Origin of the sequence: Sphingopyxis sp. BE259, assembly GCF_031457495.1 — a bacterium.
GTDB lineage: Bacteria > Pseudomonadota > Alphaproteobacteria > Sphingomonadales > Sphingomonadaceae > Sphingopyxis.
The window spans coordinates 750,422-768,547 of sequence record NZ_JAVDWM010000001.1 but is presented as its reverse complement, the minus strand read 5'-3'; the positions used below and the strand labels follow the sequence as shown (position 1 = coordinate 768,547).

Genomic DNA, 18,126 nt, shown 5'->3' with positions numbered 1-18,126 from the left:
TCAGTCGGCCTTGCGAAAGCGGCGGAAGCGTTCGCGGCCTTCGGCCTCGGCGGCGGCGCTGCGCGCGGCGTCGAGCATTTGGGCACGGCCCTGCGCGGCGATCGCGGCGGCCAGATCGGAGAGCTGCTGCGACTGGACCGCGAGGATCTGGTTGCCGGCCTGTGCCGCCTGCAAGGCGCCGGTCGCCGACTGGCTTGCCGAGACGAGGGTGCCGATCGACTGGCGCGTGACCCCCATATTGGTCACGACGCCGGCCTGCACCTTCATCGCGTCCTGAAAGGCACCGACGCTGTCGTTCCAGCGCGCCTCGGCATTGGCGACCATTGCGGCCTGCGAGCCCGACAGGGCAGCGCCCCTGTAGCGCGCATCGAAGGCGGTCTGGATATCGCCGACGTCATAGGCAACACGCTGCGCTTGCCCGAGCAATTGGCGGGTGCGATCGACCTGACCCTGCAATTGCTGCAGCGTCGAGACGGGCAGGCTCGACAGATTGCGCGCCTCGTTCGCCAGCGAAGTGGCCTGATTCTGGAGCATGCTGATCTGATTGTTGATCTGCTCGAGGGTGCGCGCGGCGGTCAGGATATTCTGCGCATAGTTGCGCGGATCGTGGACGATGCCGCCGACCTGCGCCGCGGCGGGGGCGGATGTACCGATCGCGGTCACGGTCGATCCGGCGAGCAGAGCGGCGAACAGCGCGCGGTTGATCACATTTTTCATGGCATTCACTCCTTCAGGTGGTCGGGGATTTCGAGATTGGCGAGGAGATCGGCGGCCCAGTAGAGCCCGCGGTGGCGCAGCCAGAATTCGGCGAAATCGGCATGGCCGCGGGTCTCGATCAGCTCGCCGATCTTGATCTGGTCGGTTTTCGAGGAGGCGGCGGTAAAGGCGAGCGCCACATCGCCAAGGCCGAGTTCGAACAGCCGGTTGCCGCGCCGCGACTGGCAATAATAGTCGCGCTTCGGGGTCGCCCGGCTCAATATCTCGATCTGGCGATCGTTGAGCCCGAAGCGTTCGTAGATGCGCGCGATCTGCGGCTCGGCAGCGCGTTCATTGGGCAGGAAAATGCGTGTCGGGCAGCTTTCGACGATCGCCGGCGCGATGCGCGAGCCTTCTATGTCGGCAAGGCTCTGCGTGGCGAAGATCACGCTCGCATTCTTCTTGCGGAGGGTCTTCAGCCATTCGCGCAGCTGCGCCGCGAAGGCGGGACTGTCGAGGACGAGCCAGCCCTCGTCGATGATGATCAGGGTCGGCGACCCGTCGAGCCGGCCTTCGATGCGGTGAAACAGATAGGCGAGAACCGACGGCGCGGAGGATGCGCCGACCAGCCCTTCGGTTTCGAGCGCCTGGACGCGCGCCGTCCCAAGATGCTCGGCTTCGGCATCGAGCAACCGGCCCCAGGGACCGCCGACCAGATAGGGCGCGAGCGCAAGCTTCAACTCCTGCGACTGGAGCAGCACGGCGAGACCGGTCAGCGTCCGTTCCGACACAGGCGCGCTCGCCAGCGAATTCAGCGCCGACCAGATATGCTCCTTGGCGGCGGGATCGACATCCACCCCTTCGCCCGCAAGCAAAGCGGCGAGCCATTCGGCTGCCCAGGCGCGCTCGGCCGCTTCGTCGATGCGCGCAAGCGGCTGCAGGGCGACCGATCCGGCGCTGCCGGCATCGTGGAGCGCACCGCCGAGATCCTGCCAGTCGCCGCCCATCGCGATCGCCGCGGCGCGGATCGAGCCGCCATAATCGAAGGCGAAAATCTGGCTGCCTTCGTAGCGGCGGAACTGGAGCGCCATCAGCGCGAGCAGCACCGACTTGCCGGCGCCGGTCGGTCCGACCACCAGCATATGGCCGACATCGCCGACATGAAGAGTGAGGCGGAACGGGGTCGAGCCTTCGGTCTTGCCGTAAAGCAAGGGGGCTGCACCGAAATGCTCGTCCCGTTCCGCCCCTGCCCACACCGCCGACAGGGGAATGAGGTGGGCGAGATTGAGCGTCGAAACCGGGGGCTGGCGGACATTCGCATAGACATGGCCGGGGAGGCTCCCGAACCAGGCCTCAAGCGCGTTGACGCCTTCGACCGTGCAGGTGAAGTCGCGGCTCTGGACGATCTTCTCGACGAGCCTGAGCTTCTCGGCCGCGAGCGCCGGATCGCGATCCCAGACGGTGATAGTCGCGGTGACATAGGCGATACCCGCCTCGTCGGCGCCAAGCTCCTGGAGCGCCATGTCGGCATCGGCCGCCTTGTTCGAGGCGTCGCTGTCCATCAGGACCGACGCCTCGTTGGTCATCACTTCCTTGAGGATCGCCGCGATCGACTTGCGCTTGGCGAACCATTGCCGCCTGATCTTGGTGAGCAGCTTGGTCGCATCGGTCTTGTCGATCATGATCGCGCGCGACGACCAGCGATAGGCGAAGGCCTGGCGATTGAGTTCGTCGAGGAGGCCGGGAAAGGTGACGCTAGGAAAGCCAGTGATGGTGAGCGTGCGCAGATGATGATCGCCGAGGCGCGGCTCGAGACCGCCGACCAGCGCTTCGTCGGCGAGCAGCGCGTCGAGATAGGCGGGGGTTTCGGGAACGCGGACGCGCTGGACCTTGGTCGAGATGCAGCTGTGGAGATAGGTCAGCGTGTCGCTATCATCCAGCCATTCGGCCTCGGGCATGAAGCCTTCGACGAGATGAAGCATGCGCCCGGTGCGGTCGATGAAGCTTTTCAGCAATTCCTTGGGGTCGACACCGGTCTTCGAGCGCCCCTCATAGAGCCAGGCCTCGGCGCGCGCGGCTTCCTCCGCGGGCGGCATCCACAAGAGCGTCAGATAATAGAAGCTCTCGAAATGGGCGCCTTCCTCACGGAATTGCTCGCGGCGTTCGACATCCACCAGCTCGGACACAACATCGGGAAAGTCCGACACGGGATAGGAGAGCGCGGGGACGCGCTGCGCCTCGACGAACACCGCCCATCCCGAACCCAGCCGCCGCAGCGTGCTGTTGAGCCGCGCGGTCACCGCGACGAGCTCGGCGGGCGTGGCGCTGTCGAGATCGGGGCCGCGGAACCGCGCGGTGCGCTGGAATGAGCCATCCTTGTTGAGGACGATCCCCTCGGCGATGAGCGCCACCCAGGGCAGGAAATCGGCGAGCGAAGCGGCTTTGGTGCGATATTCGGAGAGGTTCATCATGGCTGCATCCAGACGGGATATTTGAGGTGACGCCGGGCGACGTCGACGAATTGCGGGTCGTGGCGCGCAGCCCAGACCGAGAGGGCATGCCCGATCGCCCAGATGGCGAGACCGGCGAGCCAGAGCCGGAGGCCAAGGCCGATCGCGCCGGCGAGCGTGCCGTTGACGATCGCGAGGCTGCGCGGCGCGCCGCCGAGCAGGATCGGCTCGGCGAGCGCGCGATGCACCGGCGCGAAGAAACCCGGCACCTCGCCGTCCCGGCCCATCAGACCAGCGCCCCGCCGCCGAAGGAGAAGAAGGACAGGAAGAAGCTCGACGCTGCAAAGGCGATCGACAGGCCGAACACGATCTGCACGAGCCGGCGAAAGCCGCCCGATGTGTCGCCGAAAGCAAGGCTGAGGCCGGTCACGATGATGATGATCACTGCGACGATCTTGGCGACCGGCCCTTCGATGCTCTCAAGGATCGACTGGAGCGGCGCCTCCCAGGGCATCGACGAGCCGCCCGCATGAGCCGGCGCCGACAAAACCAAGGCAATGCCAAACGCAGCAGCGCTCCACATCGCGCGATCGGAACGGGCAAATTTCATGACAGGTCTCCTGCGGGAACAGAGGGAATGAGGCGATATTCGCCGGTCGCCGGGTCGAGCCCGTCGACGCGCGTCAATTCGGACAGGCGGCGGCCGGTGCCGTCGCGGACGAGCACGGCGACGAGATCGATCGTCTCGGCGAGCAAGGCGCGCGGGACGGTGACCACCGCTTCCTGGATCAACTGCTCCATGCGGCGGAGCGCGCCGAGCGCGCTGCCCGCGTGGATCGTGCCGACTCCGCCCGGATGGCCGGTGCCCCAGGCCTTGAGCAGATCGAGCGCCTCGGCGCCGCGCACTTCGCCGATCGGGATGCGGTCGGGGCGCAGCCGCAAGGAAGACCGGACAAGATCGGAGAGCGAAGCGACCCCGTCCTTGGTGCGCATCGCGACGAGATTGGGGGCGGCGCATTGCAGCTCGCGCGTGTCTTCGATCAGGACGATGCGATCACTGCTTCCCGCAATTTCAGCAAGCAGCGCATTGGTGAGCGTCGTCTTGCCGGTTCCGGTGCCGCCCGCGACGAGGACATTGAGGCGATCGCGCACAGCGGCGCGCAGCACCTCCGCCTCGCCGGCAAGCATGATGCTCGCCGCCACATAGTCGTCGAGCGAGAAGACCGCGATCGCGGGTTTTCGGATGGCGAAGGTCGGCGCCGTCACGACCGGCGGCAGCAGCCCCTCGAAGCGCTCTCCGCCCTCGGGCAGTTCGGCCGAGACGCGCGGGGCGGCGGCATGGACTTCGGCGCCGACATGATGGGCGACGAGCCGGATGATGCGCTCGCCGTCGGCAGGCATCAGCGTCTGGCCGCTGTCCGCAATGCCCTCGCCCAGCCGATCGACCCACAGCCGCCCGTCGGGATTGAGCATGATTTCGATGATCTGGGGATCGGCGAGCCATTCGGCGATCGCGTCGCCGAGCGCCGTGCGCAGCATGCGCGCGCTGCGATGGCGTGCCTCCAGCCGGTTCGGTTCTGTGCCCATCGGGAACCCCGTTTTCAGGGCCGGGCGGACGTGCCCGGCTCGACGGGGACGAGTAAGAGACGCAGAAAAGCCGGCAGTTCAACAAGCTTTTCGTGTCGTCGTACAATGGGATAGAAAGACAGGGCGTGGCGTAGGCGGCGAGCAGGTTACATCGGGCAAGCAACCGCGAATCGGACCGCGTAGCTTGTGCTCGGCGCATTTTTGACAACAGTGTCAGGATGAGTGATTCGGGGTCGCACCCATCCGACGAGGCGGCGCGCTGGGCGCGTCTGACCGACAAGCAGCGTGCTTGTCTCGATTTGCTGGTTGAGCGGCAAACGTCGAAGCAGATTGCGCGGCAGCTCAATATATCCAAGCAGGCCGTTGATTTGCGGCTCACGACCGCGCGCGATGTCCTCGGCGCGGCCAATCGCGATGAGACGGCGATCCTCTACGCACGGCTCCGGTCGACCTATGATCGGATACCATGTGATCCGGTCATACTACCGCCGCGCCCCGAACTGGTGCCATCCGATTTCCCGGACGGAGAGCCGGTCGCATTGGCGCTGAACGATCATGCATCGTTCACCAAGCATCCCATTGCGATCGACCCGCCGTTCAAGGGTCTCTGGAGGCGCGATCACTCGCGTTCGAGCAAAGTCTGGATCATGGCGGCGATGTTTGCCGGATTGATCCTGCTGATGCTGGCGGGGGTGACGATCGGTGAAACGCTGACACGGCTGATCTCCGGCTGATCCTTTCATCCTGTCCACCACCAATAAGTCGGAGCGATGCTTTCGGCAGAGGAGAAGTCATGTCCAAGGAAATCACCATCACGGCAGCCCGTCTGATCCGCGACGTCCCGGCCGCCGAAGTCAGGATCGACGATGCGCTCATCGCGGTGTCTTCGCTGATGACGAGCGTCGTTACCGCGCGGCGCGATACGAACGGGGTGCCGGCGACGAAGGGCCAGGCGACGATCCGCCGATTGATGAAGGCGCAAATGGCGCTAGTCGATGTCAGCGGCGATATTCTGCGGGTCCATGGCGAGCTTGCCGACATCGGGCGCGAAACCGCGGGCTATGACCTTCATGAATGCCCGTCGATTGCAGAGGCAGGTACGGGCGCGCAGGCTGCGGCGGCCTGACTCCGGTTGACCGGGAGCGACAGCCGTGAAAGTTTCGGGGCGTGCGCATTGCCTTGTTTCTCGCTTTCTTGGCTGTTGCTGTCGGCTATGCCGCCTGGAAGGGCGGCGGGCCGGAACGGTCGATGGCGGCGATCGCGGTGACGATGGTGGGCTTGGACCAATTGCTCCACTTGTTCGTTCCGCCGACTTTTGCATCGCTCGACACCGGCCATCTCGCGATCGACTTGTTTGGAGCCGCATCCACCGTCACGCTCGCGCTGTTTGCGCATCGCTTCTGGCCCATGTGCATCGCCGTTTTGCACTTGGTCCCGCTGCTCGCCCACACGAGCCGCATCCTCGACGTGGCGCTTCATCCGGCGGCGTATCTCGCAATGCAAGTGGCGACGTCGTGGCCGGTGCCGGCAATCCTCATCCTCGCAACCTGGCGTCACCAGCGTCGGCTGGCGCGCGGCGACAGCGAGCCATGCTGGCAAATCTCGTCGCCGCCATCGATCCCGAACATTGCGAGCCCCTAGCCGAGCGCTTGCTTGCCGAGCATCGGACACTCGCGCGCCTCTTCGCGCAGTCACCCGAAGCGCTGGCACGAACGCTCGGCAAGGACAGTCCGGTCGGCGCAATGATCGTTGCCGCGCGCCGCGTATCACTGGAGGCCATGCGCGAAGAGGTAAGCGGTCGCGGCATCGATCCCGAAAATCCAAAACTGCTCCGCTATCTCACCGCGTCGATGGGCGCGCTTCCCGACGAGGCGCTGCGCGTGCTGTTCCTCGACCCGTCGCACCGCCTGATCGCCGATGAGCAATTGCAGCGCGGAACATTGGGGCATCTCGCAATCTATCCCCGCACCATATTTCGGCGGGCGATCGAGCTCGACGCCGCCGCGATCATTCTCGTCCACAACCATCCGAGCGGCGATCCAACGCCGAGTCGGCGCGATATCGAGGCTACCGAGCGCCTAGCCACGATCGGGCAGACGCTCGATGTCGAGGTGCTGGAACATATCGTTGTCGCGCTCCGGGGGCATCACACGATTATCCGAGGCCGCGCACCTTCCAGCTTCACGTCCTCACCCACCACGGTACTTCGCGACAGGAATGCCGATTGGCGGAGCGCCCCCGATGTCGGCTTGGCGCTCGCCAACGCGCAGCGCGTATCGCGGCGGCGCTTGCTGCGCCGCCAGCTTGTCGGCGCCGACGATCTGTTCGGCGAACCGGCCTGGGACATGCTCATCGATCTTTTCATCCACGAGGCCGCGGCCAAATCGGTGTCGACCAGCTCGCTTTGCATTGCGTCGGGACTCCCGATGAGCAGTGCCCTGAGATTGCTGCAGCGCCTTTGCGACGCGGACCTAGTGACACGCGAAGCGGACCGCTACGACGGACGACGCAATTTCATCCGGCTGACGCCCGATCTCGCACATCGCCTCCTGGCCTATTTCGCGGCGGGCGACGAATGATCGCCGTCCACGTCGCGGGACAATTCGTCACCAAGCTTCGGGCCGAGCTCCATGCGGCGGCTCAGCGAATCGACAAAGGCCTCCCATCGTTTCTTGCCGGTCACCTGCGCGGCGCGAAGCGCGGTATCGGGAAGCGGCGAATTGTTGATCAGCCAGGAGCGAACGAACAGCGCGAGGGTTTCGTTCGACAATTCCACATGCCATTCGAGCCGGTCGAGCTGCCGCGAGAGCCTGTCGAGCCGCCGTGTCAGCACCGCTTCGAGCCGCTCCTCATGATCGGGGGTCAGCAAAGATGCGAGCGCTGCTTCGACGATGTCGGTGCGCGTGATGCGGCGGCTGCTAGCGCGTTCGTCGAGCTGGCGCGCCAACACGCTATCGATCCGGAAGGTCCGCTTGACCGACGACTTCCTCATAGTTCGATTCCGTCGTCCGGATCCTGCGAAGCCAGGCGCGCACCGCGGCGCATCGCCCGGTCGACGGCCTGCCTATCGCGGGCAGGGTCTTCCTCCTGCTCGTTTGTTGCAAAATCGAATTCGCTGGCAACCGGACGCGGCGCGGGGGCGATATTCTCGTGGTCGGGAATCGCCGGCACCTGCCGGATGCCGCTATTAGCCTCTGTGCCTTCCTCTTCATCCTCGGCCTTCTGGACGGTTTCATCGTGCATCGCGTTTTCAATCGTCTCTGTTGGCAGAACTGCAGGTCGGGCTAAGGCGCTCCAGTCGTTTGAACGACATTCGGCGACGTCTGGCGGCACGGGCGGCGGCAGGATCCGTGCCATGAACCGTGGATCGGTATAGTATCGCGCCTTGCTCGCCCTGATCGGGGCGACGCCCGCCACCATGACGATTTCCTGATCAGGCGGAAGCTGCATGACCTCGCCAGGCGTCAGCAGCGCGCGGGCGGTCTCGGTCCGCGAGACCATCAGATGGCCAAGCCAGGGCGAGAGCCGGTGTCCGGCATAATTTTTCATCGCGCGCATTTCGGTGGCCGTGCCGAGCGCGTCCGAGATGCGCTTGGCCGTCCGCTCGTCGTTTGTCGCGAAACTCACGCGGACATGACAATTGTCGAGGATGGCGTTGTTCTGGCCATAGGCCTTTTCGATCTGGTTCAAGGACTGGGCGATCAGGAACGCCTTGATCCCGTAGCCCGCCATGAACGCCAGCGCGCTCTCGAAGAAATCGAGGCGCCCCAACGCCGGAAATTCGTCGAGCATGAGGAGAAGGCGCTGCGAACGCGCACGCGGATTGAGCTCCTCGGTGAGGCGCCGCCCGATCTGGTTGAGGATCAGGCGAATAAGCGGCTTGGTGCGGCTGATGTCGCCGGGCGGCACGACGAGATAGAGCGAGGTCGGCGTCTCCCCCGCGACAAGGTCGGCGATGCGCCAGTCCGAGCGGCGCGTGACCGCCGCGATGACCGGATCGCGGTAAAGTCCGAGAAAGGACATGGCGGTCGAAAGCACCCCCGACCGCTCATTGGCGGACTTGTTGAGCAGATCCTGCGCGGCCGCGGCGACGACGGGATGGACCCCCGCTTCCCCGAGATGCGCGGTGGTCTGCATGATGCGCAGAGTCGAGGCGATGCCGCGCCGCGGATCGGACAAAAAGGCCGCGACACCGGCAAGCGACTTGTCCTCCTCGGCATAAAGGACATGCAGGATCGCGCCGACGAGCAGCGAGTGGCTCGTTTTCTCCCAATGATTGCGCTTCTCGAGGCTCCCTTCCGGGTCGACAAGCACGTCGGCGACATTCTGCACGTCGCGCACTTCCCATGCTCCGCGCCGCACTTCGAGGAGCGGATTGTAGGCCGCCGATGCGATGTTGGTGGGATCGAAGAGCAGGACGCGCCCATGCTGGGCCCGGAACCCCGATGTCAGCTGCCAATTTTCGCCCTTGATATCGTGCACAATGCAGCTGCCCGGCCAGGTGAGAAGCGTCGGCACGACGAGGCCGACGCCCTTGCCCGATCGTGTCGGCGCGAAGCAGAGGATATGTTCGGCGCCGTCATGGCGAAGATAGCTTCGGCCAAACCGCCCCAAGATGACCCCGGCCTCGCCGAGCATGCCGGCGCGCCGGATATCGCCCGCCTCGGCCCAACGCGCCGAACCATAGGTCTCAGCGCGCTGCCGCTCGCGGGCGCGCCACACCGACATGGCGATCGCGACGATGATCGAGGCGAAGCCGCCCGACGCCGCGATCATGGCGCCGCGGTAGAAGATCGGCGGCGCGTAAGCGTCATAGACGAACCACCACCAGAAGAAGGCGGGCGGCGGATAGACCGGATAATCACCGAGGCGGAACCAGGGCGCGCCCAGCGCCGGCTGAAATCCGAGCGCGGCGGCGGTCCACTGCGTCGCTGCCCAGACCGCGAAAATCGCAATCGAACCGACCGCGGCAATCTGGCCCCAGAGGATTTTGTCGTTCATTGCAGCGTGCCTTTCTAGATGCCGATGCCCCGACCCAGCGCCCAGTCGACCGAGCCGCCAGGGGACATGGTGCCGGTGATATGCTGGCCGAGGTGGCGGTCGAGCGCGGGGCGCCAGGGCACGAGCTGGAACCCCAGCCCATCGTCGATCATGGCGAAACGCCCCGACGCAAGCGTCACACGCTCGCGGTAGATTCCGCTCACATAGTCGCCGGCAGCCGAGGGTTTGGGAAAAAGGCCGGTCCGCTCGGCAATCGATGTGGTCGCGGCCTCGAGTTCGCGCGACGCGAGCTTATCGATGAGCCCCGACGAGAGAGTGAGCCGGTCGCCTGCGCGCGATGCCAGTCCCTGCTCGACGAGATAGCGCGTCCGCGCCTCCATCGCCTGGCAGATTTCGAGACCGAAGCCGTTGCCGCACGCGACGGGTTCGCGGGCGACGAGTTGGCGGTCGAGCCAGGTCGCACCGGGCGCGGTGACCTGCGACGCCAGCGGGATGTCCGAGCGCGTCGCGAGCGACAATTGCGCGCGTCCCTTGCCATTCTCCCAATTGCGCACCTCGACGATCGCGCCCGGCCTGGCATCGCCGGTCATCTCCATGTCGTCGAAGCGGATATGATGGGTTCGCCCGTCGGCGCCGTCGACGATCGCATAGGCGCTGCCAGTGAGTTCGTCATGAAGACCGCGCTCGACAAGCCGGCCCACCACCAAGGTCTCGGGCGCACCGTCGTGAAGCGCGAGCGAGGCGGGATCGAAGCGGCCCCCGCCGCGCGACAGCGCACGGTGCATCGTCTTGATGATATCGCCGCGCACCGCGACTTCGCGAAGCGCCTGCTCGGCGCCCGCCCCCAGCGACCACAAGCCGGCGCCCTGCCGCTCGGCGAGACCCATCTGCTCGAGCCGAGCGGCGCGGCCGACCAGCAGGCCGTGCATGTGCCGGTTTTCGCCCGCCGCGGGCCGCAGATCGATAAGGCTTCCCGCTTCGTCAGCGAGCCTTTGCAGCCGGACGTCGAGACTCGTCCAGCGTTCGGCATCGACTTCGCGCGCGAGCGCGCTCTGCATGTCGATCTCGCTGCGCGGACCGAGCTCGAGCGTCGCAAGAGCTTCGGCCCGCCCGCGAATGCCCGCGGCGATATAGCCGCGGTCGATGACGAGATCGGCGCCGTCGTCGGCAACGCCGCGCACGAGGATATGGATATGCGGATTGTCGGTGTTCCAGTGGTCGACCGCTACCCAGTCGAGGCGGGTCTGGAGATCGCGTTCCATGTCCGTCATGAGGTCGCGCGTGAAGGAACGAAGGTCACCGAGATCGGCGGCGTCCTCCGGGCTCACGATCAGCCGGAAGTGATGCCGGTCGTCCTCGCAGCGCGCGGCGAACGCATCGCGATCGGCGGAGTCGCCTCCTGTATCGAACATACTCGCGTCGCGGCCGTCACGGGTCACGCCTTCACGCTCGAGATAGGAGATATGGCGCGCCAGCGGCGCGGCGCGAAAGCGCGCGCCTTGGTGGCGGACGACGCGCGCCATGACCGTGACGCGCCGGGCGCTGGGCTGGCGGCGCATCGCCGCCATGGCCCGCCGGCCCCGTCCATGCGTGCCGGTTCCGCCGCCGGCGCCGCGGCCAGGCCGCGAGCGGGTGTAGCCCGACCGCGAGGCTGCTTTGCGCACCTGCGTAGCGAGCCGCTTGCCCTTGCCTGCCGACCCGGCCCCGCGATCGCGGCTCCGTCCCGGCCTGATGCGGAAATCATGGTCGTCACCGCGCATCGGGGGCGGTGCCATACGAAAAGTTGGGAGAAAACGGCGCGTTCAACGCGATGATATGGCAGATTTCGGCAGAGCCATACGCGCAAACCCGCAGAAAACCGACCATGGAGTGCCCGAAGCTGGCACGGCTTTTATCTTGCCCTCCCCCATGTCCCTTCCAGCAAGCGACCACCGGCCCTGAGCAGAGCCTGTCAAAAAACCCAGCGGCCCCGCCGTCCGTCACCGGTCACGGCCATCGGACAAGGGAATGAAAATGGAAGCACCTGCAGCCCGGGCAGGCGCAGCCGTTCCCGACGGGCTTGCAGGTTGTGCGTCGTCAGACGGCAAATTTCGCTCAGCGAAGAGCGCCGCATCGCGCCATCCCGGCGCGGGCGACAGCATCGACGGAGCAGTTGCGGCGCTGCCTGATACATGCAATTCGGGTGCGATCTTGGCGACATAGGCGATCGTCTCAGCGGGCAGACCGCGGCGCCCCGATGCGAAGGCATCGGCGCGGCCCGGCCCCGCGTTGTACGCCGCGAGCATCAACTGAACGTCGCCATAGCGGTCCCACATCGCGCGCAGATAGGCTGCACCGGCGAGGATATTGGCGCGCGGGTCGAACGGATCCGCCCCGAGCCGATGGCGCGCGGTCAGCGACGCCCAGGTTCCGGGCATGATCTGCATCAGCCCCATCGCCCCGGCGTGCGAAACCGCACCAACCTTGCCGCGGCTTTCGGCGTGCATCACGCGCCAGATCCAAAGCTCCGGAATGCCGAAGCGCTGTGCGGCTTCGGCGACCGGTGCGGCATGAGGATGGCGCGCCGGTTGCACCGCCGCGGCAGCGGGCGGGCAAGCCAGAGGCATCGCGAATGACGCAAGAAACGCGCCGCAAGGCACGCTGACGCGAAGCGCGAACCCACCCACGAAGCGCAGCAGCAGCCCCATGGCTCAGTTCCCGGCCTGCGGTTCGGGGCGCGAACAGAGAATAGACAAATCGCCGTCGTCTGGGCCCAGGCGAACCAGATTTGCGCGCAACGGCGCAGCAAGGCTCGGGTCGTCGATCTGCAGCGCAATATATAAACCGCGCGGACCCGTGCGATCCCAACCGGCCCCGATCTCCGCACCGAGTGCGGGATCTCCGATCAGTAAGCGCCAACCTGGCGCATTCTCTTTTTCAGAATAGGCTGCCGGTGCGAGCTCGATTTGCGCGTCGAACGCGAGCGTCTTGATCGAGCCGGAATATCCTCCCGTCGTATTCCGGCGCATTGTCCCGATGATCATGATGACGTCTCCTTGCTGCGTGATGGCGGGTGGTCGGGTTCGGCGGAGCCCCAGCGAAGCGCCGCCGTCGGATGCGAGCGGGTGAGGATCGGGTGCGCGGTGCCGAGCAGACCAGCTGCCGGCATCGCCCCGAAATAGCGGCCGTCGAGACTGTCGCGCGCCGCATTGACGAGAAAGAGTTCGCCGCGGCCGACGATCCGGCAACCCGTCCAGACGGGGAGCTGGCGGTTCGCCCGATCGCGCGCCAGCGCGCGGGCGACCGCCACGCCGTTCACTGTGACGAAGACGCCGGAACGGCAGACGAGCGCACCGGGAAGGCCCGCGACCCGCTTCAGCAGCGGCACGTCGCGCGGCAAATATCCGCGCTGCGCAAGGAATGTCCCGAGTGCGGACGGCGGGGCGATGGCGACAAGGTCGCCGAGCCGCGGCGGCGCGCCCACATCGACCCAATAGAGGCCGGTCGGAGCGCTGGCGCTCACATTCCAGAGGAAGCGCGGCGCGGGCTTGAGCCACGCAACCGCGACGAACGATGTGCTGAAGATCGCCGCGGCCGCCGCCGTGGCGCGAAGTGCCCGGCGGCTCATAACTCGACCGCCCGGCGGCGCAGCCATGCCGTATGGCGGTCACGGGAATATGGCCGGAATGGCAGCCCCGCCGAAATCCGGCTGCCGACATGGCGCCAATGATCGGGCGCCGCATCGCAGGCATCGATGCCGGTCGCTTCGACCGCGTCGATCGCCTCAAGCGCCTGTTGCACTTTCGGCCAGCCGTCGATCCGCGCGAGGATATCCGCGCCGGGATGGACGAACGGCAGCGTTGCATAAGCTTCGCCAGGCACAACCGCCGCGGCAATCGCGATGGTCGAATGGATCGTCCCGAAGTCGTTCGACGTCCAGCGCACGTAAGCAAAGACGGCGCCGGGCCGGAACGCCGCGACGCGCTTGGCGCGGCTCAAGATGCGCTCGGCTGCGATGCGGCCGAAGCGGATCCACTGCTCGTGTCGTCCCTCGATCCAGGTCATTTCGACCTCGGTGAACGCGGCGTCCTGCGGCGACGATTGTGCGCCGGCGCCCTGCCTTGCGATCAACGGCGCACTCAGCGCCTGCTCAAAATCGACGCATCGCATCAGCGCTGCACCTGCCGCGCCGGGTGCACGGTTCCGGTGCCGGGATCGGACGTCGACGAACGCCGGCCAAGTTCGACCCAGGCATCGAGTTCGTCGATCGCATAAACGACGCGGCCGCCGAGCTTGCGATAGGCGGGTCCGGTTCCATAGCAGCGATGCTTCTCCAGCGTCCGGTGCGAGAGGCCGACCCGCTTTGCGGCATCGGGGGTCGTCAGAAAACGCGGCGGGTGACCGGTGGTCATGGGTGGCTCCTTCCAGCGGCCGGACCGGAAATCGCGGGCCGGCGGGCGATGTCGCGTGGTGGCGCGAAAGCGCGCGCGCGGGGGAGCGGCTGAATTGCGCTGCTATTTTTGTCGCCCCGCCCGGCCTGCCAGCAGCGCGCGGTACCCGCCTGCCGCGAGCGCCTCGGCTTCGCGGATCAGACGCTGGGTGCGGCGGCGCTCTGGAGAAGCTTTCCAGGCCGCGCCGCGGCCCAAATCCAGGCGCGGATAGATGTGCCGGCAAGCGACCTCATGGTTGGTCACGTCCCGTTCGCCGCGAAGATCGAGAATCGACAGCAACAAATCGAGGCGCTGCGACTGGTAGGATGTGGGCCGAGACACCGTTGATGCGGAAGCTCTTCCGCGGAGCCATCGTTCGAGATCGGAGACGGTCTGAAGGCGCGTCTCGGTCATCGCATCGAACGCGATCAGCGCGGAAAGGGGAACACACGCCGGATCGCAGCGCAGCCAGATCCGGTGCATGATGCGGCCGTCGCCCAATATATAGTGACCACCGTCAGGCGCGGTCCGGAAGCCAAGGCGATGCGTCCAGCGAGCCGGATCGAAACGCAGTTCAGCGGCAAAGGTCGCCGGTGCAGCGTCGAGGATCACGACATAGGGACAGACCTCCGCGTCCCAGAAAGCCGGTGCATCGAGCGCCGGAGCATGCGGATCGACCGGGAAAGCAGAGGCCCCATCGCCGGGCCATGCCCTCCTGCGACGCCGGATCGGCCTTGCGATCCGACATCACGCTTCGATAGTCACGGCGATAGTCCGGACTGCGGCGCAGAAACTCCTGAGCGTAGCCGGGAAAGTCGAGGAGCAGCGGCCCCACATTCTTTGCCGTCTTCTCAACCGCCATAACAGCCTCCGGTAGAGGCCGAAGAGTTGGCGAAATTCGGGATCGCGCCAATTCCAAGGCGCGGGGATATCCATCCCCAGTAATGGGTATCCCGCCCGGCGCCTGCCGGGCGGGTCCCTGCGGCTCAGTCGCCGCGGCGGGTCTGGCGGCTCCAGACCAGGTCGTGCTCATCGCCTTCGCCCGCGAACAGCTGCGCGAAGATCGGGGCGGTGAAGCTCGGATCGTCGAGCTTGACCGAAAGATAGGGGCGCTTGTCCTGCGTCTGCTTTTCCCAGGCTGCGCCGACTTCGACGTCTCCAACGAAAACACGGTGGCTGGGAGCATTGCCGCTGGGGTCTTTTTCGGGCGCGATGCGAACCGATTTCGCCTGCACCGAGAGAGTGGTGATGTGACCCCGAAATTCTCCGGAGACTTTCTTGAACGTGCCGATCTTGGCCATGTCGCATTCCTTCCTTGGCTCGGGCCGCACCATCGCGGCCTCGATGCGCATCGGTCGTCAGCGGGGGACCGGCGGTGCAGCCGCAGGCCCGCAGCGCAGCGGAGGACCGCGCCGTTCGTCTTTCTTGTTTCGCGAGGAATGGCGGCACGCCGGGGGAAGAAAGTCGAGCGGCGCGGTTGCACCAAGCCGGACCAGCGAAGCGGCGCGCTGACAGATGGCGCATGTCGAGAGGCCGTAATGTTGCGGATCGGCGGACGGATGCGGTGGCGATCGACCGGGAAGCGAAGAAGAATGAGAGGCGGGTGAACGCCTAACTGTGCAGCGCGGGTCGGTCGAGCGCGCCCCCCGGCGACAGGAGATTGCGCCAACCGGAGTAGCCGGTGGCTAAGGCGGTCAGAATGGAAATGCCACGCTGCGTCCAGGGATCGAGGTCGACCAGCATCGCGAGTGCGGCCCCAGCCTGGTAGCCAGCAGCAGCGGCGGCGCCCACGAAAATCAGGATGACGCCAAGCCTGACGGCAAGCGGAGCCGAGCCCCGCGCCAGGTGCCGGCCGAGGGTATGGACGGAGACACCCGCCAGCAATCCCGCCGCCAAAATGACCATCCAGTCGAAACCCTGGTCCCGAAGTGTGAAGGCCAAGCCAAGCCCGGCGAAGATTGGTAGCGCGTAGGTCGCGCAGCGAAAGAGCAGCAGCAGGCAATAGAATGCGGCAACCGCGCCAAGGATCAGCATCAGGGTCATGAACGTCCTCCTGTCGGACGCGCCCACCACCACCACCACAGCGCAATCTGTATGAAAAACATAGCAGAAGCCGGCTCGGGGGAGAACCCGAACCGGCTCCAATCTGGAACCAATTCCAGAGGCTTAGCGATTGAAAGGGTCATATTCGCTGACGATCGTTTCGGGGTCGCCGTCGAACTCATCGAGCGGCATGACCGAATATCCGGCGCTGGTCTCGATCAGGATGATCACGGTCATCATGGTCCGGGCGAGGCTCCATCCAAGCGATTGGGCGGTAGAAAGCGGCATGGGATCAACTCCTGTCCTTTGGAGCGGGCCATTCCCGCTCGACAGGCGCCCCGCCGGACGGGGACAGGCCGCAATCATCGCGGCGAAGCCGCGGCCCAAGCGAAGCGTAGGGACCCTTTACGGGTTGATTGAAGGAGGCCTGGCCTCGGCCAAGGGAATAGCGGCAATCGAGAGCGGGTATGGCCCGGTCCCATGCGGCAGAGCCCCCACGCCCCACCCGCCCCCGATTCGCCGCCGCGTCCCGGCCCCCTCGCTGACCTTTTATTTCGCAGATCTGTCGACATTCTGCCGTTCGCAACATGTGCGGCCCTCGTCGTCTGCGACAGCCCAGTCGCCGAAAAGGAGGATAACCGAGCGCCGGGCCCCGGAAACCCACACTCGTCAGCACAAGAAACGAAAAGGCGGCCCAGAGGACCGCCTTCACGTGATGCAATCAACCGGCTCCGCCCTAAGGCGGAGCCGGGGTGCCCGTCAGGACGGCGGGTTCCAGATGATGACCTTCTTCATCGGGTCGTCGCCGGGGGCGTTGGCGACATTGCCGTAGATGGTCCCGAATTCGGGGGCCGACATCGTCACCGACACATATTCGGCGCCGTTGTTCTGCGAGGTGCGGGTCCAGCCGGCACCGAGCTCGAAGCCATTTTTGCGGCTGATGATACGATAGTCGGGTTCGTTTTCCTTGGTCTTGCGACCGTTCGGCACGATAGCTATCGGCGCGGTGACGTTGAGGGTGGCAAGCGTGCCTTCGAAGCTGCCGTCGGGCTTGACGTTGAGGTTGGCGATGGTGGGCATGGACTTTCTCCTTCGGTTGTTCGGGGGACATCCCCGATGGCGCCAGAAGAAGGGACCGCGAGCTGCCGTCACCGAGCGGCACGCGAGGGCGAACCCCGCATGGGGTTGACGGCCAGAGGCGAGCCGGGCCCGCAGAAAGGCGACAGGAAGGGGTGGCCTTGAGCAACGGAGACAAGGGCCGCCGCCAGGGCCATCCAACGTCCAGCACCGCACGCAAAGGCCGGCCCACCCGACCCCCGCGCCGAATCCGGTCCGATCAGTCGCAGCGATGCGTACCCCAATATTTGTCCCAGCGCGCGGTGAGGCCGCTGCGTACCATGGAGCAGGAGATATCGCCCGAGCGGGGCGAGGTGCAGAAGGCGGCGGTGCGGGTGCCACCCGCCCCGCCGCGCGATAGGCAGTTCATGGCCGGGCCGCGGACGAGAATATGGCCGGTTCGGTTCCGCCCTTGCGGCTCACCAAGCAAGCCGACGAGATGATCGCGCGCCGCGACCGCATCGGCGTCCGGACAGGGATGTTCCGGAATACAGCTACCGTCCATTTCGCGCGCAGCGACGCCCGAAAGGCGAATGTGTGGGCCTTCCGCGCACCAGATCGGCCCATCGCCATCCCAGACCGCGACGGGTGTGCAGGCGAAGGATTGGCCGCTCGGAACGACCGAGGCGAGCAGGAACAGGCCGATCATCATTGCCGGGTCCGTAACGCGGAGGACCGATCGATTCAAACCCCGTCGCTATCGCAAAGCATCAAAGAACCGCGCGAAGCGCCCAAAGACAAACGCGCTCTTGGCGAGGCCGCAGCCGGACGGCGTGCGCGCGGGCCTGTGGGCCAGCCGCCGTCCGGCAAGGAAACCGAGCCGA

At 66.0% G+C, this 18,126-nt stretch carries 24 protein-coding genes; 4 read left to right on the top strand and 20 right to left on the bottom strand.

Annotation, left to right across the window (positions count from 1 at the left end):
• From trbJ to trbB, 5 genes are read right to left on the bottom strand one after another with little or no spacing between them, the layout of a single operon-like run.
• Nucleotides 1-717: a P-type conjugative transfer protein TrbJ gene (trbJ, locus tag J2X44_RS03735; RefSeq protein ID WP_310088001.1), complete on the bottom strand. Its 717-nt coding sequence runs from the start codon at nt 715-717 to the stop codon at nt 1-3.
• Between the two features lie 5 nt (nt 718-722).
• Nucleotides 723-3,167 (bottom strand): conjugal transfer protein TrbE, encoded by a 2,445-nt coding sequence (gene trbE / locus J2X44_RS03730; protein WP_310087999.1) that lies wholly within the window; start codon nt 3,165-3,167, stop codon nt 723-725.
• The gene (locus tag J2X44_RS03725; protein WP_294029135.1) at nt 3,164-3,433 is read right to left on the bottom strand and encodes a VirB3 family type IV secretion system protein; all 270 of its coding nucleotides are present in this window, start codon (nt 3,431-3,433) and stop codon (nt 3,164-3,166) included. The genes trbE and J2X44_RS03725 overlap by 4 nt, the downstream gene beginning before the upstream one ends.
• The gene (locus tag J2X44_RS03720) at nt 3,433-3,756 is read right to left on the bottom strand and encodes a TrbC/VirB2 family protein (protein ID WP_310087997.1); all 324 of its coding nucleotides are present in this window, start codon (nt 3,754-3,756) and stop codon (nt 3,433-3,435) included. Before J2X44_RS03720 ends, J2X44_RS03725 begins: the two co-directional genes overlap by 1 nt.
• Nucleotides 3,753-4,733 carry a P-type conjugative transfer ATPase TrbB gene (gene trbB / locus J2X44_RS03715; RefSeq protein ID WP_310087995.1) on the bottom strand — a complete coding sequence of 327 codons (981 nt, stop codon included), beginning with the start codon at nt 4,731-4,733 and terminating at the stop codon, nt 3,753-3,755. Before trbB ends, J2X44_RS03720 begins: the two co-directional genes overlap by 4 nt.
• Nucleotides 4,734-4,951: 218 nt before the next feature.
• Here trbB and J2X44_RS03710 point away from each other — a divergent pair, with 218 nt between their 5' ends.
• From J2X44_RS03710 to J2X44_RS03695, 4 genes are all read left to right on the top strand, one after another.
• Nucleotides 4,952-5,467, top strand: a complete 516-nt coding sequence (locus J2X44_RS03710; protein WP_310087993.1) for a helix-turn-helix transcriptional regulator — start codon at nt 4,952-4,954, stop codon at nt 5,465-5,467.
• 59 nt (nt 5,468-5,526) lie between these two features.
• The gene (locus tag J2X44_RS03705; RefSeq protein WP_310087991.1) at nt 5,527-5,859 is read left to right on the top strand and encodes a hypothetical protein; all 333 of its coding nucleotides are present in this window, start codon (nt 5,527-5,529) and stop codon (nt 5,857-5,859) included.
• Between the two features lie 122 nt (nt 5,860-5,981).
• Nucleotides 5,982-6,374: a hypothetical protein gene (locus J2X44_RS03700; protein ID WP_310249193.1), complete on the top strand. Its 393-nt coding sequence runs from the start codon at nt 5,982-5,984 to the stop codon at nt 6,372-6,374.
• The gene (locus J2X44_RS03695; protein ID WP_310087987.1) at nt 6,323-7,312 is read left to right on the top strand and encodes a JAB domain-containing protein; all 990 of its coding nucleotides are present in this window, start codon (nt 6,323-6,325) and stop codon (nt 7,310-7,312) included. Before J2X44_RS03700 ends, J2X44_RS03695 begins: the two co-directional genes overlap by 52 nt.
• Here the strand turns inward: J2X44_RS03695 and J2X44_RS03690 are convergent.
• The 15 genes from J2X44_RS03690 to J2X44_RS03625 form a co-directional block, all read right to left on the bottom strand.
• On the bottom strand, nt 7,288-7,725 hold the full coding sequence (locus J2X44_RS03690; protein WP_310087985.1) for a CopG family transcriptional regulator: 438 nt from the start codon (nt 7,723-7,725) through the stop codon (nt 7,288-7,290). The two genes, J2X44_RS03695 and J2X44_RS03690, sit on opposite strands and share 25 nt — an antisense overlap.
• The gene (locus J2X44_RS03685; protein ID WP_310087983.1) at nt 7,722-9,734 is read right to left on the bottom strand and encodes a conjugal transfer protein TraG; all 2,013 of its coding nucleotides are present in this window, start codon (nt 9,732-9,734) and stop codon (nt 7,722-7,724) included. The genes J2X44_RS03690 and J2X44_RS03685 overlap by 4 nt, the downstream gene beginning before the upstream one ends.
• A 14-nt stretch (nt 9,735-9,748) precedes the next feature.
• A complete protein-coding gene (locus tag J2X44_RS03680) occupies nt 9,749-11,494 on the bottom strand; it encodes a DUF3363 domain-containing protein (protein WP_310088326.1) in 1,746 nt (581 codons plus the stop codon).
• A gap of 219 nt (nt 11,495-11,713) precedes the next feature.
• A complete protein-coding gene (locus tag J2X44_RS03675; RefSeq protein ID WP_081933254.1) occupies nt 11,714-12,340 on the bottom strand; it encodes a lytic transglycosylase domain-containing protein in 627 nt (208 codons plus the stop codon).
• A gap of 84 nt (nt 12,341-12,424) precedes the next feature.
• The gene (locus J2X44_RS03670; RefSeq protein ID WP_037557576.1) at nt 12,425-12,757 is read right to left on the bottom strand and encodes a DUF736 domain-containing protein; all 333 of its coding nucleotides are present in this window, start codon (nt 12,755-12,757) and stop codon (nt 12,425-12,427) included.
• Nucleotides 12,754-13,341 (bottom strand): S26 family signal peptidase, encoded by a 588-nt coding sequence (locus tag J2X44_RS03665; RefSeq protein ID WP_310087980.1) that lies wholly within the window; start codon nt 13,339-13,341, stop codon nt 12,754-12,756. The genes J2X44_RS03670 and J2X44_RS03665 overlap by 4 nt, the downstream gene beginning before the upstream one ends.
• Nucleotides 13,338-13,778 (bottom strand): DUF2840 domain-containing protein, encoded by a 441-nt coding sequence (locus J2X44_RS03660; RefSeq protein WP_231732774.1) that lies wholly within the window; start codon nt 13,776-13,778, stop codon nt 13,338-13,340. Before J2X44_RS03660 ends, J2X44_RS03665 begins: the two co-directional genes overlap by 4 nt.
• A 104-nt stretch (nt 13,779-13,882) precedes the next feature.
• Entirely contained in the window at nt 13,883-14,125 is a 243-nt protein-coding gene (locus tag J2X44_RS03655) for an AlpA family transcriptional regulator (protein ID WP_037557574.1), read from the bottom strand.
• Between the two features lie 102 nt (nt 14,126-14,227).
• Complete coding sequence (locus J2X44_RS03650) at nt 14,228-14,755, bottom strand: DNA -binding domain-containing protein (protein ID WP_310087975.1); 528 nt, start codon at nt 14,753-14,755, stop codon at nt 14,228-14,230.
• Nucleotides 14,718-15,005 carry a transcriptional regulator domain-containing protein gene (locus tag J2X44_RS17595; protein ID WP_405053339.1) on the bottom strand — a complete coding sequence of 96 codons (288 nt, stop codon included), beginning with the start codon at nt 15,003-15,005 and terminating at the stop codon, nt 14,718-14,720. Before J2X44_RS17595 ends, J2X44_RS03650 begins: the two co-directional genes overlap by 38 nt.
• Before the next feature lie 124 nt (nt 15,006-15,129).
• Nucleotides 15,130-15,444, bottom strand: a complete 315-nt coding sequence (locus J2X44_RS03645) for a DUF736 domain-containing protein (protein WP_310088324.1) — start codon at nt 15,442-15,444, stop codon at nt 15,130-15,132.
• 310 nt (nt 15,445-15,754) lie between these two features.
• Nucleotides 15,755-16,186 carry a hypothetical protein gene (locus J2X44_RS03640; protein WP_310087973.1) on the bottom strand — a complete coding sequence of 144 codons (432 nt, stop codon included), beginning with the start codon at nt 16,184-16,186 and terminating at the stop codon, nt 15,755-15,757.
• Between the two features lie 123 nt (nt 16,187-16,309).
• Nucleotides 16,310-16,474 (bottom strand): hypothetical protein, encoded by a 165-nt coding sequence (locus tag J2X44_RS03635; RefSeq protein ID WP_167919412.1) that lies wholly within the window; start codon nt 16,472-16,474, stop codon nt 16,310-16,312.
• 471 nt (nt 16,475-16,945) lie between these two features.
• Nucleotides 16,946-17,266, bottom strand: coding sequence for a DUF736 family protein (locus J2X44_RS03630; protein WP_310087971.1), 321 nt, complete (start codon nt 17,264-17,266; stop codon nt 16,946-16,948).
• Between the two features lie 256 nt (nt 17,267-17,522).
• Nucleotides 17,523-17,954 (bottom strand): hypothetical protein, encoded by a 432-nt coding sequence (locus J2X44_RS03625; RefSeq protein ID WP_310087969.1) that lies wholly within the window; start codon nt 17,952-17,954, stop codon nt 17,523-17,525.
• Nucleotides 17,955-18,126 lie beyond the last annotated feature (172 nt).

What these genes read in the sequence shown, in the direction of transcription:
- trbJ (WP_310088001.1), bottom strand. Translation starts at nt 717, where the DNA reads ATGAAAAATGTGATCAACCGCGCGCTGTTCGCCGCTCTGCTCGCCGGA.
- trbE (WP_310087999.1), bottom strand. Translation starts at nt 3,167, where the DNA reads ATGATGAACCTCTCCGAATATCGCACCAAAGCCGCTTCGCTCGCCGAT.
- J2X44_RS03725 (WP_294029135.1), bottom strand. Translation starts at nt 3,433, where the DNA reads ATGGGCCGGGACGGCGAGGTGCCGGGTTTCTTCGCGCCGGTGCATCGC.
- J2X44_RS03720 (WP_310087997.1), bottom strand. Translation starts at nt 3,756, where the DNA reads ATGAAATTTGCCCGTTCCGATCGCGCGATGTGGAGCGCTGCTGCGTTT.
- trbB (WP_310087995.1), bottom strand. Translation starts at nt 4,733, where the DNA reads ATGGGCACAGAACCGAACCGGCTGGAGGCACGCCATCGCAGCGCGCGC.
- J2X44_RS03710 (WP_310087993.1), top strand. Translation starts at nt 4,952, where the DNA reads ATGAGTGATTCGGGGTCGCACCCATCCGACGAGGCGGCGCGCTGGGCG.
- J2X44_RS03705 (WP_310087991.1), top strand. Translation starts at nt 5,527, where the DNA reads ATGTCCAAGGAAATCACCATCACGGCAGCCCGTCTGATCCGCGACGTC.
- J2X44_RS03700 (WP_310249193.1), top strand. Translation starts at nt 5,982, where the DNA reads ATGGCGGCGATCGCGGTGACGATGGTGGGCTTGGACCAATTGCTCCAC.
- J2X44_RS03695 (WP_310087987.1), top strand. Translation starts at nt 6,323, where the DNA reads ATGCTGGCAAATCTCGTCGCCGCCATCGATCCCGAACATTGCGAGCCC.
- J2X44_RS03690 (WP_310087985.1), bottom strand. Translation starts at nt 7,725, where the DNA reads ATGAGGAAGTCGTCGGTCAAGCGGACCTTCCGGATCGATAGCGTGTTG.
- J2X44_RS03685 (WP_310087983.1), bottom strand. Translation starts at nt 9,734, where the DNA reads ATGAACGACAAAATCCTCTGGGGCCAGATTGCCGCGGTCGGTTCGATT.
- J2X44_RS03680 (WP_310088326.1), bottom strand. Translation starts at nt 11,494, where the DNA reads ATGCGCGGTGACGACCATGATTTCCGCATCAGGCCGGGACGGAGCCGC.
- J2X44_RS03675 (WP_081933254.1), bottom strand. Translation starts at nt 12,340, where the DNA reads ATGCCTCTGGCTTGCCCGCCCGCTGCCGCGGCGGTGCAACCGGCGCGC.
- J2X44_RS03670 (WP_037557576.1), bottom strand. Translation starts at nt 12,757, where the DNA reads ATGATCATCGGGACAATGCGCCGGAATACGACGGGAGGATATTCCGGC.
- J2X44_RS03665 (WP_310087980.1), bottom strand. Translation starts at nt 13,341, where the DNA reads ATGAGCCGCCGGGCACTTCGCGCCACGGCGGCGGCCGCGGCGATCTTC.
- J2X44_RS03660 (WP_231732774.1), bottom strand. Translation starts at nt 13,778, where the DNA reads ATGACCTGGATCGAGGGACGACACGAGCAGTGGATCCGCTTCGGCCGC.
- J2X44_RS03655 (WP_037557574.1), bottom strand. Translation starts at nt 14,125, where the DNA reads ATGACCACCGGTCACCCGCCGCGTTTTCTGACGACCCCCGATGCCGCA.
- J2X44_RS17595 (WP_405053339.1), bottom strand. Translation starts at nt 15,005, where the DNA reads ATGGCGGTTGAGAAGACGGCAAAGAATGTGGGGCCGCTGCTCCTCGAC.
- J2X44_RS03645 (WP_310088324.1), bottom strand. Translation starts at nt 15,444, where the DNA reads ATGGCCAAGATCGGCACGTTCAAGAAAGTCTCCGGAGAATTTCGGGGT.
- J2X44_RS03640 (WP_310087973.1), bottom strand. Translation starts at nt 16,186, where the DNA reads ATGACCCTGATGCTGATCCTTGGCGCGGTTGCCGCATTCTATTGCCTG.
- J2X44_RS03635 (WP_167919412.1), bottom strand. Translation starts at nt 16,474, where the DNA reads ATGCCGCTTTCTACCGCCCAATCGCTTGGATGGAGCCTCGCCCGGACC.
- J2X44_RS03630 (WP_310087971.1), bottom strand. Translation starts at nt 17,266, where the DNA reads ATGCCCACCATCGCCAACCTCAACGTCAAGCCCGACGGCAGCTTCGAA.
- J2X44_RS03625 (WP_310087969.1), bottom strand. Translation starts at nt 17,954, where the DNA reads ATGATGATCGGCCTGTTCCTGCTCGCCTCGGTCGTTCCGAGCGGCCAA.